At 69.0% G+C, this 15,851-nt stretch carries 12 protein-coding genes and 3 pseudogenes; 7 read left to right on the top strand and 8 right to left on the bottom strand.

All coding sequences use genetic code 11. The annotated features are described in order from the left end of the window. Positions 1-108: 108 nt before the first annotated feature. From AC4OXY_RS45340 to AC4OXY_RS45350, 3 genes are all read left to right on the top strand, one after another. Entirely contained in the window at positions 109-945 is an 837-nt protein-coding gene (locus AC4OXY_RS45340; RefSeq protein WP_491992678.1) for a Mu transposase C-terminal domain-containing protein, read from the top strand. Next, positions 939-2,009, top strand: a complete 1,071-nt coding sequence (locus AC4OXY_RS45345; protein WP_491992679.1) for an AAA family ATPase — start codon at positions 939-941, stop codon at positions 2,007-2,009. Before AC4OXY_RS45340 ends, AC4OXY_RS45345 begins: the two co-directional genes overlap by 7 nt. 347 nt (positions 2,010-2,356) lie before the next feature. After that, the gene (locus AC4OXY_RS45350) at positions 2,357-2,857 is read left to right on the top strand and encodes a hypothetical protein (protein WP_491992680.1); all 501 of its coding nucleotides are present in this window, start codon (positions 2,357-2,359) and stop codon (positions 2,855-2,857) included. Between the two features lie 49 nt (positions 2,858-2,906). On the opposite strand, the gene AC4OXY_RS45355 is transcribed toward AC4OXY_RS45350, so the two are convergent. The 4 genes from AC4OXY_RS45355 to AC4OXY_RS45370 form a co-directional block, all read right to left on the bottom strand. Continuing rightward, entirely contained in the window at positions 2,907-3,386 is a 480-nt protein-coding gene (locus tag AC4OXY_RS45355; RefSeq protein ID WP_491992681.1) for a hypothetical protein, read from the bottom strand. A 687-nt stretch (positions 3,387-4,073) separates the two neighbouring features. Beyond that, on the bottom strand, positions 4,074-8,597 hold the full coding sequence (locus AC4OXY_RS45360; protein WP_491992682.1) for a caspase, EACC1-associated type: 4,524 nt from the start codon (positions 8,595-8,597) through the stop codon (positions 4,074-4,076). Next, a complete protein-coding gene (locus AC4OXY_RS45365; protein WP_491992683.1) occupies positions 8,590-8,994 on the bottom strand; it encodes an effector-associated constant component EACC1 in 405 nt (134 codons plus the stop codon). Before AC4OXY_RS45365 ends, AC4OXY_RS45360 begins: the two co-directional genes overlap by 8 nt. A gap of 976 nt (positions 8,995-9,970) precedes the next feature. Continuing rightward, positions 9,971-10,144, bottom strand: coding sequence for a DUF8636 domain-containing protein (locus tag AC4OXY_RS45370; RefSeq protein WP_491992684.1), 174 nt, complete (start codon positions 10,142-10,144; stop codon positions 9,971-9,973). A gap of 39 nt (positions 10,145-10,183) precedes the next feature. Here AC4OXY_RS45370 and AC4OXY_RS45375 point away from each other — a divergent pair, with 39 nt between their 5' ends. Further along, positions 10,184-10,618, top strand: a complete 435-nt coding sequence (locus AC4OXY_RS45375) for a hypothetical protein (RefSeq protein ID WP_491992685.1) — start codon at positions 10,184-10,186, stop codon at positions 10,616-10,618. 185 nt (positions 10,619-10,803) lie between these two features. Here AC4OXY_RS45375 and AC4OXY_RS45380 read toward each other — a convergent pair whose 3' ends face one another. Further along, positions 10,804-11,277, bottom strand: a complete 474-nt coding sequence (locus AC4OXY_RS45380) for a hypothetical protein (protein ID WP_491992686.1) — start codon at positions 11,275-11,277, stop codon at positions 10,804-10,806. Between the two features lie 795 nt (positions 11,278-12,072). On the opposite strand from AC4OXY_RS45380, the pseudogene AC4OXY_RS45385 reads away from it, so the two are divergent. The 3 genes and pseudogenes from AC4OXY_RS45385 (at position 12,073) to AC4OXY_RS45395 (ending at position 14,622) form a co-directional block, all read left to right on the top strand. After that, positions 12,073-13,156 (top strand): annotated as a pseudogene (locus AC4OXY_RS45385) (IS630 family transposase). A 381-nt stretch (positions 13,157-13,537) separates the two neighbouring features. After that, positions 13,538-13,978: a hypothetical protein gene (locus AC4OXY_RS45390; protein ID WP_491992687.1), complete on the top strand. Its 441-nt coding sequence runs from the start codon at positions 13,538-13,540 to the stop codon at positions 13,976-13,978. Between the two features lie 416 nt (positions 13,979-14,394). Next, positions 14,395-14,622, top strand: a complete 228-nt coding sequence (locus AC4OXY_RS45395; protein WP_491992688.1) for a hypothetical protein — start codon at positions 14,395-14,397, stop codon at positions 14,620-14,622. A 114-nt stretch (positions 14,623-14,736) separates the two neighbouring features. On the opposite strand, the gene AC4OXY_RS45400 is transcribed toward AC4OXY_RS45395, so the two are convergent. The 3 genes and pseudogenes from AC4OXY_RS45400 to AC4OXY_RS45410 form a co-directional block, all read right to left on the bottom strand. Then, positions 14,737-14,952 carry an integrase core domain-containing protein gene (locus AC4OXY_RS45400; RefSeq protein ID WP_491992689.1) on the bottom strand — a complete coding sequence of 72 codons (216 nt, stop codon included), beginning with the start codon at positions 14,950-14,952 and terminating at the stop codon, positions 14,737-14,739. A gap of 8 nt (positions 14,953-14,960) precedes the next feature. Then, positions 14,961-15,410 (bottom strand): annotated as a pseudogene (locus AC4OXY_RS45405) (transposase); the annotation flags it as partial. Further along, positions 15,350-15,748, bottom strand: a pseudogene (locus tag AC4OXY_RS45410) (transposase); the annotation flags it as partial. The pseudogenes AC4OXY_RS45410 and AC4OXY_RS45405, both read right to left, overlap by 61 nt. Positions 15,749-15,851: the final 103 nt, after the last annotated feature.

Genomic DNA, 15,851 nt, shown 5'->3' on the forward strand with positions numbered 1-15,851 from the left:
TCGTGATCGACCGCGGCAAGGTGTTCGTCTCCGACACGTTCTCCTCCGCCTGCACGCTGCTGGGGATCTCGGTGCAGCTCGCCCGGCCCAGGACCCCGACGGGCGATCGTGGAGAGGACGTTCGCGTCGATCAACTCGCTGTTCTGCCAGTACGTCGCGGGCTACACCGGCTCCGAGGTCACCCGCCGCGGCAGCGATCCGGCCTCCGAGGCGGTCTGGACCCGCGCCCAGCTCCAGGACCTCCTGGACGAGTGGATCATCTGCTGGCAGCAGCGTCCCCACGAGGGGCTGCGCAACCCCTATATGGCGGGGCGGACGCTGTCGCCGAACGAGTCGTACGCCATCGCCGTCGCCCGCGCCGGATACCTGCCCGTCGCTCTGTCGGCGGAGGACTACATCGAACTGCTGCCCGCGGTCTGGAGAGCCGTCAACGACTACGGCATCAAGGTCAACTACCGCACCTACGACAGCCCTGAACTCAACCGGCTGCGGAGGCAGCCGTCCGGGGTGACGGGCAAGCAGGATTTGTGGGAGGTCCGCTACGACCCCTACGACGTCTCCCGCATCTGGGTACGGCGAAGCGACAGCCGCCGGTGGATCGAAGTCCCGTGGACCCATCTGCCCATGGTCCGGGCTCCGTTCGCCGACTTCACCTGGCGCCACGCACGCCAGCTTCTCACCGACCAGGGCCGCGACGACACCAGCGAGACCGCTATTGCCCAGGTCCTGGCCGAGCTGCTGCGCAGGGCGGGGAAGCCGCCGGCCGGATCGGAGCAGGTCATGGCCCGCACCCGGGCAGCCCTTGAGGCCTCCGCACGGCCCGCACTCCCGTCCGCCCGGTCCGCCGATGCGGACGACAGCGAGGACGAAGGGCCGGAGGAGGCGCCGGTCACCCCGTTCGGCGACTTCAACCCCCTGGAAGAGGAAGGGAAACCGCTGTGGTGACTCCGCCTGACGCCCATGACGACGAGCACAACCCGCTGACCACCAAGGACGGCTGGCGACAGTTCGTCGACGACGCCCCGGCCTGCCCGACCATGCTCTCGCTGCGGGCCTTCAAGGCCCTGACCGAGGAGAAGCGCCTCGCTTACAACGAGCCCCGGCTGGACTACCACTCCCGGCTCGTGATCGTGGCCACCCCCACCGTCCGCAACGTGTTCACCACCGGACGGCGCCTGGTCCCGCTCAACCGGCACCAGATCTCCGGCCGGCGCGGGCTGATCGTCACCGGCCAGGCCGGGACCGGCAAGACGACCGCCATCGCCCAACTCGGCCGCAGCCATGAACTCCTGGTCCGCAAACGGCTCGGCCCGGCCGCCGCGGGACGGCTGCCGGTCGTCTACGTCACTGTCCCGCCCCGGGCCACCCCGAAGGTGCTCGCCATCGAGTTCGCCCGGTTCCTGGGCCTCCCGGTCGTCCGGCAAGAGACGCAGACCTCCATCACCAACGCCGTCTGCGACCTGCTGATCAAAATGCGCGTCGAACTCGCGCTCGTCGACGAGATCCACAACCTCAACCTCGCCACCCAGGCCGGGGCCGAAGCCTCCGACCAGCTCAAATACCTGTCCGAGCGGATCCCTGCCACCTTCGTACTCGCCGGCATCGACGTCGCCGCGAGCGGCCTGTTCAGCGGGGTCCGGGGCCAGCAGATCGCCGGCCGATACACCGTCACCGACACCGAACCGTTCGCCTACGGCACCACCGCACAGCGGCAGAACTGGCGGAACCTGATCGCCTCGCTCGAAAACGCTCTGCGACTCCACCGGCACAGGCCCGGCAGCCTGCTCAAACTCGACGGCTATCTCCACGAACGCACCGACGGCGCGATCGGCAGTCTCTCCCAACTCGTCCGCGGCGCCGCCCTTGAGGCCATCATCAACGGCAGCGAGGCCATCACCCGCAAGACACTGGAGGCCATCGAAGTCGACCAGACCGCCGAGGACGCTCATCAGGAACACCGCCGCAAGCGGCGGCCCCGCCGCCGGAGGCCGGATGCCGACGCAGCCTGACCGACTCCGCCAGCTGCCCATCGCTCTCGGCCCCGTCCACAACGCGACCCTCGGTTCCTATCTCCACCGCCTGGCCGTCGCCAACAACCGTCCAGCAGGCTTCCTTGCCCGCCTCCTGGGCCCGCTGCCGCCGGAGTTCTCACCGCTCAGCAACACCACGGCCGGCTGGACTCCCCCCCTCGCCCGAACGCCTGGCCGCACTCTCCGGCCGCCCAACGTCCGGCCTCGCCAGGGCCCTGCCCGCGCTCGCCGACTTCCTCAGCCAGCAGGAGCCCGAGCGGCGAACGGAACACCTGGTCAGCCGCCCCTGCCGCTGCTGCACTGCCCGACGCAGCCCCACCGCTTCCGTGGTCATCACCCTCTCACCCGCCCACGTCCACCTCTGCACGCGACATCAGCTCTGGATCCGCTCCACTCATGACATCCCGCTCGGCGTCCTACCGGAAGTCATCGAGGCCCAGCGACGACTCGAGCAGCTCGCCCGCCGCCACCGGCAGACGAGGCGAGCCCTCGACCTGGCGCGGAAGATCGTCGAGGACTGGTCCGCCTCCGGAATGCCGATCGACCTCGGGAAAGAGTGGACCGATCGCCTTGACCGGGTCGAAGCACTCGCTGTCAGCAAGAAGATCTCGGCTGAGGACCGCAGCCACCTCGCGGCGTTCCCCGAGATCGTGGTGTTGACGCACCTGATCCTCGATCCGCCCACCACCGCCCCCGATCCCAAGGAGCTCTACTCGGCGACGACCGCCGAGCTGAGCAGACGATTCGCCCGGATCTACACCACGCTCGGAACCCAGGACCCCCTCTACCGGCACTTCTGCCAGCGTCGAACCCAGGCACCCGGCTGATCAACCCTGCGACTCACGGCGAGCCCGGTGCCATGCTTCCTCGAAGTCGTCACATGATCTCCAGGGACGCATACTGCGGGTCATACAGGTCACAGGGCGGGTTGAGCGGCCAGTCTTCCACGCTCGTCTTGACAGCACCGCCGTCCGAGCCGATTTCGACTTGCCGCAACCGCCGTCCGTCCGGACCGAGTTCCATCAGGAAGATCTCTTCGTCGCCGCCTTCCTGCCAGCGCAAGTACACACGGTCCCGTCCCGCCAAGACGCCGAAACCAGGCTGGCCGCGCTGGGCATCCCGCTGGGCGCGGAACCTGGACAGCGGGTTCGGATCCGGTGCGTCGAGGTGGACCTCCTCCAACGTCCATGTCTGCGCGCGTTCGATGGCCTCCGGGTCTGTGACCACTTCGACCTCGGCGCAGACACGCACGATCTCCTCCGCGGACTCAGCCCACACCCACCACCACAGGCCCCCCATCCCATAGTCGTGAAGGACCAGATAGCGCGTCTTTCGAACCTCACCCAGTTGATTCACAACCCGTGAGCCTACGTCGGCCCCGGGACGGCTCCGCCTTCCTCCCCCTGGCAGTCCCTCACAACCGATTCGCAGGCCACCCACGATTCCGCAGAAGCCAGTTGCACTGAGAACCGCGAGCAGAGCGTTCTCACAACACCTGGCAATCCAGCAGCACAACCCAAGATCCACAGACATGCTCAGTGCGACAGGACAGCAACTGTCCTGTCGCAGTGAAGGTGTCGGATCCTCACTGGTTCTCGTTCGAACTGTCGGATGTGCACGGAAGATCTTCGATGACTGGTCCGCCTCAAGCATGCCGATCGCCTTCGGACATGAACGGACCCACCGCCTCTACGGCATCGAAACGCACCCACCATCCAAGAACTGATCACGCTCGACCGAAGCCTCCTTGACCTGCCGACTGCGGGCGGCACCAGCTACTCAGATTCGGCGCGTGATGTCGCTGGCAGGAATGGCCTGCGAGCTGAGGGCGTACCCGGTCGCTCAGCGACATCACGCGAAGATCACGCAAGTGGGCGCGCGAGTGCCAGGACCAGACCCTGCTGGTCGGTGACGACGCCGCAACTGTCGGCCTCCGGACAACGGGACGCTCTGCCCTCACTGGCCGACTCGGATGTGCTGGGCGCTGTTGCGCTGCAGTCGGCAGTCGTGGCGACGACGGGACTGCACACGCCGGCGCCGACTTCATTGCTCATGGCTCGGGCACGGGTCGCGGTAGGGGATGCCGGGGACGTACTTGTGCCACTGCGTCTCGGGCATGGACTTTCCGGTGTAGGAGCAGACCCTGTCGGCGAGACCGGCGAGGTCCGAGCTGAAGAAGGAGACCCCGTCCCTGCGGGCGACGGCGAGTGCGCTGCCCGACGAGAGGAACTCGAGCTGTGCGGCGCCCTCGTCGTACTGCGGAGTCGGGATGGTTGCCTTGAGGACCGGCCGGGCCGGGTCATGGATGTCCCACAGCTGGATCCCGTCGTTCCCGTTCCAGTCGGCCATGAAGCGGTTGTGCGGATCCAGCGCGATGCCCTCGGTCTTCTGGGGGACGCGGACGGTGGCGCGGGGGCGCGGCTGCCGGGGGTCGCTGATGTCCCAGAGGCGCACAGTGCTGTCGCTGCTGCCGGTGGCTGCCAGCAGTCGGCCGTCGTCGCTCATCTGCACCACCGTGCCGATGGGCCCTGGGACGCTGCTCGACGCGCGCACCTTGCCGGCCGAGACCTGGAACAGGCGGATGGCGTCGGCGCCGCTGGACGCGGACTGCTGCGGGGTCGCGACGGCCACCACGTTGCCCTGGGCGATCAGGTTCTCCTCGTTCGCGTGCGCGAGCCGTGTGGTGTCGCCGTGGACCGGATGCCGGGGGTCACTGGTGTCCCACCACTCGATGCCCTTCCGGGTGGCGACCAGGGCGGTGCGGCCGTCGTTCAGGATGCCGCTCCAGTCGTCAGGGTGGGGCAGGCGGAAGGAACCGGCCTCGGCCGCGTGGCGCGCGTCGGTGATGTGCCACAGGTGCACGCGGCCGTCGCCGCCGGGGACCGTGACCAGATCACCCGCTCTGTCCGCGAAGACACCCGTAGAGACGATGAAGCCCCCGTCGGCGGGGAAGTTCGCCGTGCCCAGGGACGCGCCCTGTACCGGATGGTGTGGATCGCGCAGGTCCCACAGCTGGACCCGGCCACCATGCGCGACGCTCAGCAGCGTGTCGGACGGGCCGATGAACTGTGCCTGCTGGACCTCGTCCGCGAGTTTGACCGTGGCGATGCGGCGCGGGACGGAGGAGTCCCAGATGCCGATGGACGGGGAGGAGGAGACGGGCGCCGCCATCAGGTGTCCGCTGCGGCTGAAGTCCCATGAAGCGGACAGATACATGGAGCCGACGTCCTCGGCCCGAGGCAGAGCGGTGCGCCACGACCGCACCACGCCGTCGGGGCCTCCGCTCAGGAGAGCGCCTGCGCGCGTGTAGGCCAGGGCCAGGGTGCCGAAGCCGGTCGGGGTGCATATGGGCGACGCCGAGTTCGTCAGCCTCGCCGGGGAGAGGCTGAGCAGGCACATCTGGCCATTGTTGTGGTAGCTGCCCAGGCCGCTGACCGCCAGGCCGGCCCCGTCCGGGCTGAAGGCCACCGCCATCAGGTTCGTCAGATCCGAGCCGGAGAAGGCATATTGGTCGACCTTGACCGATCGGGGCTTGGACGGGTTGTCGGTTCTCCAGAGACCGAAGTCGCTGTCCCCGACCGCGGACAGCAGCGTGCCGTCGGCGTTGAAGGCCACCGCGTCGTATCCGTTGGCGATCGTGGCCGTGGCGGCCGGTGCGGAGGGACGGGAGAGGTTCCACAGCCGGGTCTTGCCGCCCAGGATGGTGGTGGCGAGCAGGGTGCCGCGTGGGGAGAACGCGACCGCGCTCAGCGCGTCCTCGGGCTTCCTGCTGGTCGGGGTCGGCAGTTCGGCGACGAGACGGGGGTGCGCGGGCTCGGTGATCGACCAGACCAGTGTGGTGCCGATCGGCGATGCCGCGGCCAGCAGCGTCCCATCCGGGCTGACGGCCATCGAGTTGATCTGGAGATGGCCGCGCGGGATGTCGGCGGGTCGTGGCAGGCGCCCGGCGACGCTGGGCTGGCGAGGGTTGGCCAGGTTCCACAGGCACAGGTCATGCGCGGTGGGGCAGATGCCCGCCAGCAGTCTGCCGCGCGGCGCGAGAGCGATCGCCGCCGCTCCCGCAGTGTGGAGCGTGGCCTTCAGGACCGGCGTGGAGGGGGTGACCAGGTCCCAGATACGCACGGAGCCGTCGGTACTGACGGCCGCGGCCAGATCGCTGTCCGGTCGGGTCACGATCCGCAGGACCTCGTGGCCGGTGTCGCCGACGACACGGTCCAGTGGCGTGGCGAGCGCGGTGTAGAGCTGGGTGGTGGCGTCCTGGGTGGGTGCGGAACGGTAGGCGGCGACGGCGAGTTGGGCAGCCAGACCCGGATCGGTGGCACTGAGCGCGCTCGCCTCGGCGGCCAGGTCGGTGGAGCGGATCAGGGCGGCCTGGTGCGCGGCCTGCCGGTGTTCGCGCACGGAGATGAAGGTCACCACGGAGGCCAGTAGGGCCAGGGCGCAGACCACGGCGGTCACCGCACGGCGGGTGCGCCGAGCACGCCGCGCCGCGTGCTGCTGCCTGTCCCGGTCTTCCAGGCTGCGGTCCAGGAAGTCGCGGGTGACCGGGCCCAGGACGCCGTCCGTGCCGTCGTTCGCCTGCTGCCCGCTCGCCGCCTGGACGGCCGCGTCCAGGCGGGGCCCGCGGTACAGATCCGTATCCTGCCGTCCGGCCTGGTCCCAGGCGCGCGCGGCGTCGGAGAGCTGCTGGAGGGTGAGCAGGGCGGCCCGGTCCTCCTCGATCCATGCGCGCAGCCGCGGCCAGGCGTACAGCAGCGCCTCGTGGGTGATCTCGGCGCTGTCCGCGTCCACGGTGACCAGGCGGGCCTCGGCCAGGGCCCGCAGGACCCGCCGGGCCGCATCGAGGTGGCCGGGGGCGGCCAGGTCGCCCAGGAGCAGTCTGCGGCGGGTGTCCTCCACGCCCTCGCCCAGGCGCACCAACCGCAGCAGCAGGCCACGCACGTGGGTCCGGTCCCCGGGGTCCAGGGCTTTGTACGCCTCTTCCGCGGTGCGGGCGACCGCCTCGTCGATTCCGCCGGTGGCCCGGTACCCGGACAGGGTGAGCCGGGTGCCCGACCTCTGCTGCCAGGTGGCCAGCAGCGCGTGCGAGAGCAGCGGCAGTACGGCAGTGTGCTCTCCGGCGTGGTACACCCGGGCGTCGTGGAGCAGTGTGTCGGCCAGCCCCTCCTCCAGGGACAGCCCGGCGGCCTTGGCCGGCCGTTCGATCACCTCCCGCAACTGTTCAGGGGTGAGGGGGCCGACGACCACCTGACGGCCCTCCAGGGCCCTGACCAGCGCTCGGTAGCGCGTGCACGCCTCGTAGAAGTCGGCCCGGACGGCGATGACGACGGTGGTCGGGCCGCCGGCGAGTGCCGCGAGGCCGGTGACGAACCGTTCACGCTCGTCCTCCGTGGCGTCCGCGGTGAAGAGTTCCTCGAACTGGTCGACCAGCAGCATGGCCCGGTCGTGGCCGGCGAGCGCGGCGGAGTACTGCGCGAGCGGTGTCGTCGGGGTGTCGGTGCCGGGCTTCATGGTGGCGACTCTCCACCCTTCGGAGCGCGCCTCCAGCGCCGGGATCACCCCGGCGCGCAGCAGGGACGTCTTTCCGCTGCCGGATGCCCCCACGACCGCGATCAGACCGCCGCCGCGAACAAGGTGGGTGACGTCCGCGACCGCCTCGTCCCGGCCGAAGAAGTACCGGGCGTCCTCGGCTCCGAAGGACTGCAGACCCCGGAAGGGACACGGTGCCGCGACCTTCTCGGCACCCGAGGCGCGTGGTTCCTCGGCAGGTAGCGCCGGGCGGCGGGGGTGGTAGGCGGGGTTTCTGGCCAGGACCAGTTCCCCGGCCTGGTCGCTGCTGTGCCGGCGTGGCCTCGGGGCGCCTTGCTCGGGCAGCACCCGGTTGAGGTGGCGGTAGGCGTGATCGAGTGTCAGTTGCTCGGGCCCGATGGGATCACCGTTGCGCAGCAGCCGGATCAGGGCACCGGTGAACGCGGTGAACTCTTCGCCGGAGCGGGCCAGTCCGTGCTCCTCGCGCGCGGTGGAGGCCAGCAGGAAGCCGCCGCGCACGAGAGTCTGCTCGAAGACCGCGTCCAGTGCGGGCGGCCCCAGCGGGCCTTCGGCGCGGCCGGAGAAACAGCAGTCCAGGGTGACCGCGACGGCACGAGCGCTGCTGCGCTGGACAGCCTGACGCAGCGCCTGGTACGCCAGCGCCTTGTAGGAGAGGCCGTCCAGCAGGTCGTCGGTGGCACACGTCGCCAGGTACAGCCCGTTGTCGGCCCCCACCAGACCATGGCCGACGACGTGCACCAGCAAGGCGTCCGACGCCTCCGCCGCGGCCCGGTCGACCGCCTCCCCGAACTCCAGCGGGCTGGACGGATCCACCAGGACACGCAGGTTCTCGTCCGGCACGCCGCTGCGCTCCCGCAGAGCCGCGGCCAGCGCCCTCAGCGACCGTTCCACCGCGGGAACGGAGGGCAACGGCGATCCGGGCGCGTGGGAGCCGGTCCCCACGAGCAGGACGCGTGATCCCGGCCGGGCCAGCGCGCCCAAGTCCGCCCCGGCGGGAGCGTCGTCGACCTCACTCACCGTCGGCGCCCTCGCCCGGCTCCCGCCCGGCACCGTCGGGCCACGCCGCCGACACTAACTGGGCGACCTGGGCGCGCAGTTGCCCGGCGTCCATGTTCCGGACCTGATCCGCGTGCACTTCGAGCTCGAAACCGTCCCGCCCCGAGACGCGTACGGACACGCTTCCGGTACGACGCCTCAGCCAGGCGACGACCACGCTGGCCACGGCCGTCGTGACCCCGCTGGAGGTCAGGCCCACCACCAACTGCTGCAGCTCCCCGCCGAGAGCCCCGTCGGGGACAGGTCCGGCCACACGTCGCACGTGCCCGCGCAGGGCGTCCTCTTCGTCCAGCCAGCCGGCCAGGTCGGCGTTCTCCGCTGCGCCGCCGCTGACGGACAGCCTAACGATGTCCAGCACCACGCCGGTTTCCCTTCCGGTCCTCGATCCCCGTCGGAGACCGAAGTGTCCACGCGTTTCTCCCGTCAGGCGGTGATCTTCCCACTCCTGTGCCCGCAACGGGCAAGGATCACACAAACCTCATGCGGTGCACAGGAGTTGAGGGGTCTCAGGCGTCAGATCTGGTCATCGAGGCGTGGAAGACCGGTACCACTGATGATCTTCGCGTGGTGTCGTTGAGCGAGCGGCTCGTACCGGACGGTCATGAAGGCCTACGCGGCAGGGGACTGGACGAAGCTCCTCTACGCGTTCAGCCGGCCCAGTTGGAGCACGCAGGCACCCACCGACTTGAGCAGGGCGCTCCAGCCATTCCGTAACGAGCTGGACAGTGGCAGGAAGGAACTCAGGCTCGCAGCCGCGCGACGTCTGGGCTGCACCTGCCTGGACGACCCCCAGGCAGCAACGGAGGCCAAAGCAGCCAAAGAGCTTGAGCATGCCAAGCGCACCGGCGCAAATGACGCGGCCGTGGCTGCGCTTCGCGCCGAGCTACTGGCCGAGAGGGCAGAGACCGTTGCCACGCGGCGTTGGGAACTACCGAAGGAGACCGCAGAGGATCTGGACCGCGCCGTGGCTGCTCTACGCGACGAGTTCAAGCTGGGCGCCCCACGTCATGGGCGCGCTGGTGACCGTGGCTCTCGAGCACTTGCCCGAAGTCACCGAGCGCCTGCGCGGTGTCAGTGCCGCGCGCAAGGCGAAGCACGAGCAGAACCGGCGCGAACCCTCCTGCTGACTTGGCGCCTCGGGAAGGTTGGCTCCGCCGCGGCAGCCGCCGTCCCGGAGCCGACCGCGACGCCGTGCCGGCGTCGGACGGCTACCGTCGTGCCCCTGCGCGGCCCTGATCGAGGAAGGCCGGCGGCCTGCCCCGCACTCGAGGCCTCCGTGCCACACTGGCTCCAGCGGCCGTCTCGCATCCCCCGTCGAGGCGGCCGCTGCTGTGTCAACCCCGCGGTTCGGGAAGTGTGCCGGGCTTCGTCTCCACTATCTCCACCTCGGTGCAGCCGCCACCCTGAAGCTCGGCCTTCCGCCGGCCGGCGCTCTTCTTGTCGTAGGCGACAGCGGAGGATCGGGGGACACCGTTGGAGTCGGTCCAGAGGATCGCGCAGTTCGTCATGGGGTCATCATCGCTGGTGGGTCTGACAGCCGCCCCAGAGTGCCAATCTGCAGGGACAAGGCCGCTGCCCGACGGCGTGCCCAGCGCATCAAGCAGGGCCTGTGGCCCGACCACGGCACCCGTCCCGGCCCGGCCGGACGCTGCGCCGGCTGCGTGCTGGACGACGCGATCTGCAACCCGGGCCCGGTCCTGGCGCCGTGCGTGCTGGAGGGTCCGCCGCGCGGATCCTGCGGGGACTGCGGCGCCCGGATCATCGTCGTCGGCCGCGCCCTCGAGGACGGCCTGTGCAAGCTCTGCCGCGAGGAGGCCGCTGCGCTGGCCGCCGTCGTCGTGTTCACGCCCGTCGCCGCACCGGCCGGGCAGGAGACCTGTTCGGGCCGGCACGGATCCGTGCAGTGCGGCCGCAAGCCTCTGCCGTCCCACAGCGTCTGTGGTGTCCGCCGAGTCCAGGAGCTGGCCGGGGAGGTGGCGTGATGACTGAGAACCCGCAGTACAACAGAGTCGACCTGGTTCGCGTCGCACTGCGCGCTGCCAAGGTGGCGGCGCAGAAGAACGGCGGCGGGCGTACGCCGACTCTGGTCGGCTCATCATGGGGCCACGGCGCGGATTGTGTCCTCGGGGATGTCACCGGCGTGGGCTTCATCGGCCAGGTCGGAGGCTCAGTCGGCAGGAAGTCTGTCGGTATCCATGTCAAGGCGCATTGCGCTGCGCACGGCGATGAGCGCTTCCATCACTTCATGAAAGGCGTGTTCGTAACCGTCTGCTTCGTCTGAGGCACCGCGTATGGTCGCATCCCTTGCCCGACGGACGCTACGGAAGTAGTCCAGGGCTGGCTCAACAACGGCGCGTGGGGCAAACACCTCAAGCTGGTACCGGGTCTCATAGCATTTTGCGAAGCTCTGCCTGGCTGCGATCTTGCGTTCGGCCTCGGACATCGTGCCTTGGAGAATGATGAGTTGAAGTTCGCTGCGCGCCTGGGCCAGCACACCGAGGTAGGCCCCGTACAGCTCCCTCTTGCTGCGCCTCCACTCGGCCCGGTCCTCGCGGCGTTCCTTTCTGGCCTCAACTAGCAAGGCGGAGCCTGTTGCGATCACAGCACCGAGCAGCGTGGCTAGGAGCGGTGTCCAGTCCATATCGACAAGGTATGAGAAAGTCGCTCGTTTGGGCAGACCGCCAGGTCTGCTGCACGATCGGGTGACAGCTTGACATGGTGAGTGACGCGCCGCCACGCGGCGAAGGATTGCGTACGGCGTTCGGGAAGATCGACTCCCTCACCAACGCCGTCGGCACGCCGGGGGAGCGGTCGATCGCCCAGCGTCTGGACACGATCGAACGGTCCTGTTCACTCTCGCCCCCGCGCAGGGCATCAACCCGGACGCCATCCGAATCAGCTGATCTTCCTGAAGGCTGCGGCCTGCGAACACCTGATGTGTTCGCAGGCCGCAGCCGTATGTGCGCGGGTTCTGGCGTCGAGGAGAACACGAAGGCTGCTCGGGCGGCGTGACGCAATCGCCTATTCCGCGCGATCCACGGCGACCAGGAGCGCCGGATCACCTGGTCCTGCAGGATGAACCTTTAGGCCGCCGTCGGCATTGAGTACGGGGCGACGGTGCGGGTAGGTACGTTGTGCCGTCTCCAGGTCCCGTTGGTCGAAGTCACCGGCGAAGACGAGCACCCCGTCGATCAGCTCTACTTTTCGCGCGCTGGTGGGCCACCGACTGAGCAGTGCTTCCACCGTCATGGGTGCTGTAGCCGGCGGCAGGTCCGGTCCAGGCATGTCGTTCTCTTTCGGCTTCGGGGGTCAGCGGCCAAAGGCCTCATGGTTAAGGTCGGCCACGCGGCTGCGGTGGTTACTGACTGCGGCTCGTCAGGGTGAACTCGCTCGAAGTCCCTGATGGGCTGGCAGTGCTGGCTGTATCTGGTGGTGTGTGAGATATGGGGATGGGGGCGGGCTGTCTGCTGCGGGACGGCGGCGCCGGGAGACGGTACGGAATCAGGCGGCCGAGCTGTTCGAGCAGAAGATCAAGCCGCTGTAGGTGGCACGGCGCCTGCGGGTGAGCCCGAAGTCGGCCTATCAATGGCATCAGCTATGGCGGGACGGCGGTGTTCGGGCTCTGGCCTCCCGTGGCCCGAGCGGATCGCGGTGCCGGCTGTCCCCGCGCTGCCTGGAGAAGCTGGCCGCGTACCTGGAGGAGGGGCCGGCTGCGCACGGCTGGGACCAAGACCAGGTGTGGACCGGTGCGCGGGTGCGACGCTGATCGGCAGGAAGTTCCACGTCTCCTACAGCGTCTCGGGGGCCACCCGGCTGATGCGCCGTCTCGGGTTCACCCCGCAGGTTCCTGCTCGCAGAGCCGCGGAACGCGACGAGCAGGCCATCGCCGTGTGGAAGGAGGCGACGTGGGGGGGGGAGATAGAAGCGCCCGGGCGGCCTGTGACGGCTTCATCTGCTTCGAGGACGAAGCCGGGTTCACCCGCAGGCCGCCGAAGGGCCGCACCTGGGGCAGGCGGGGCATCACCCCGGTCGTGAGAGTGTCCGGCCGCCGTTCGGGGAGGGTCTCCGTCGCCGGGCTGATCGCGACGCGTCCGGGCTCGAGGACCTGGCTGTGCAACCGGCTGCGCCTGCACACCGGACGCAAGGGCGAGCGCCGCAGCCTGTCCGAGGACGACTACATCCGTCTGATCGACGGGATGCACCAGCTGGTCAAGGCACCGATCGTGCTCGTATGGGACCGGTTGAACACCCACGTCTCCCACACCATGCGCGAGCTGATCGAGGCACGGGAGTGGCTGACGGTGTTCATCCTGCCCTCCTATGCACCCGAACTGAACGCGGTCGAGTACCTGTGGGCCCACGTCAAACGCAGTCTCGCCAACCTCGCGAGCGTGGCTCTCGACCGGCTCGAGGCCCTCGTCCGCAACCGACTCAAACGCCTCCAGTACCGCCCGGATCTCCTCGACGGTTTCGTTGCCGGGACCGGACTCTTCCTCGACCTCCCATCACCATCACCCTGAAGCGCCGAAATCAGTATTGCTCCCCAAGCCGTAAGCACCGTGCCCCGAGGGCGCCGCACCCTGCCCGCGGCCGCAGCGCAAGATGAACGAAACGCCATGAAAAGGGTGTTGCGCGCAGCCGTGAGCCGGACATCCTCCCGATTCCGCGGACTCCCAACGCCCCGGCCCTGCTGAGCATTTCCCCCATGCTAAAAATGATCAAGAAAGATCACGCACACACCACCCGCCTCCCGCCCGTACCCGCGGTGGCCGGTGGATCGGGGGAGGGTTCACATGGGCATGGCACGCAGGGCTGCTCGTACGACCGGACTTGCTGTAGCCATCGCGCTCGGAGCCTGCAGCTGTGCCGGCTCGAACGCGCCGGCACAGACACCGAACGACGTGGCCGTCGCCTTCTACAAGGCGGACGCGACCGGGGACGGTAAGGGCAAGTGCGCGCTGATGACCCCCGCCTACCAGAAAGTGGAGGTGGGCGTGGACAGCGTCGACCACCCCCATCCGGGCTCCGGCACCCTGGCAGACAAATGCGCGAAGGCGGCAGGCCGTCACCCCCACGGTGACGCCAGCACAGTGGTTGCGGCGGACGGGGACACCGTCAACGTTCCCGCGAACTGCGCACACCCGGCCGGCATCGGCGTATGGGTGTGGAAGAAGCTAAGGGCGAACGACCCCAGCCCGACCCTTGAGGCCGTCCGGGTCGTCAAGCAGAGCGACGGCAGCTGGCTGGTCGAACACGAGGCCGACAACCCCGATCCTGACAAGCCGCTCACCACCGCACGCCTCGTAAATGAATTGTCCGCGCTGTCGGACGGCGAGTGTTAGCCTCGCACCTTCATGAAGCGGGCTGTCCGGCAGGTGATCAGCTCAGCAGAAGGCGCCTCTGACCAGCCAGAATGAGGATCGTCGAGATCTTTGTCCCGCGCGCGTGGAGGCGTTGGGCGAGCGCGGCCTCCTCGGTGAGCTCCGGCCGGCGCCCGCCGGCCCGCCCCCGCCCCGACCGGGCCCACCGGACCAGGCCGGTGACCAGCGCACCGCCTATGCCCGTCGCCCGGTGAGCCGCGGCCGCCAGGCCGTGACCCGGCTCTGCGGATCAGAGTGCCGCCGGAACCCTCGTACCACTCACGGCCGGCCATCGGTGTCGTCAGACTGGAACCGCACGCGACTGCATCTTTTGGACTAGTGCGTTTTTCGTCCCGGTGGAGGGCGATCTCGCGGCACCGCTGCGAAAGAGTTGACTCGTGCGAACCACCATCGGATACACCGTCGAAAGCATCGGCTACGTCGTAGGAGCCCAGGGGCTTGTCAGCTTCGCTTCGCAGACCTTCTTCGGCATGGAGTGGGGCTGGATGCACAATTTGGTCGACCTTCCGCCCACCGCTTACCTCGGCGTCGTCGCCGTGGGGCTGGCGCTCATCGTCGGCGGTGTGAAGATGCGCAAGACGCCCCAACGTCAGAAGGTCGCCTGACCGGTGGGCCTTTCAGTCCGCGACCAGCGAAACGGCCGCATCGGCGCCACAACCTCGAACCCGGCCGTCACGCATCCACCTGAAGTTTGCCCGTGATCTCGGACACTCGATGGTTTATGCCGCGAGGGTGCGTTGATGCCGCTGTCCGGTCTCGGCTGGGGTGAGGTAGCCGAAGGTCTTGTGCTTGCGCAGGCGGCGGCGGTTGTAGAAGGTCTCGACGAAGTTCAAGACCTCGGCGCGGGCGGTGGCCCGGTCGGGCCAGATTCGGGTGCCGATTTCCTCTTTGAGCCGGGCCCAGAAACTCTCCGCGGCGGCGTTGATGCTTCCCAATCTGGAAGTCAGGCGGCATGAGTGACTGATGGTGTGACAGTATAGCACCGTCGGTCACGGATGAGGGCCCAGAGCACCTTGACGCGGCGGCGAGCCAGGGCGAGGACGGCCTGGACGTGGAGTTTCCCTTCGGCGCGCTTCCTGTCGTAGAAGCGGCGGGAGTTGGGATCGCTCGGGATGCTGATGAGTGCGGAGGTGTAGAAGACGCGTTGCAGCCTTCGGTGGTATTTCTTCGGCCGGTGGTCGTCGCCGCTGACCTGTCCGGAGTCGCGTGGAGCGGGTGCCGCGCCGGCGAAGGCTGCGAGCCGGTCGGGGGTGGGGAAGGCGTCCAGGCTGCCGTCGACGGCGGCGAGGAACTCGGCGCCGAGGGTCGTGCCGATGCCGGGCACGGAGGTGATTACTTCGGCGAGTTCGTGCTCGCGGAAGCGGCCCTCGATGAGCTTGTCAGTCTCGGTGATCGTCTCGTTGGGACGATGAGCCGGTAGATCTCTCGTGCAACGTAGCGTTTGAGGCAGCGGATGATCTCGCGGCGTGTCCTGCGTTCGGCGAGGCGCCGTCGCATGTAGTCCTGGGTGCGGCCATCCCAGCGCAGGCGGCTGAGGACGATCCGGAAGAGTGCAGCGTTGGCCTGGCGGTCGCCGCCTCGGTTGAGTCTGCGGCGCTGGGGCTTGCCGGAGGACGCGTCAACCGGGCTGGTGCCGCACAGGGCGGCGAAGGACGCCTCGCTGTCGGGGCGTTCGGGGTTGTCACCGGCTGCGATGAGCAAGGCCGCCGCGCTGTCCGGGCCGATGCCGTTCACGTCGAGACCGAGGATGCGCGGGAGGGTGCGGGGCATGCGCGGCAGCGGGTGCCCCGCGGTCGCTGCTCCGGCGGGGGTTTGCCGGCCCGTCGGCACCGGT

The organism is Streptomyces sp. HUAS MG56, assembly GCF_058673395.1.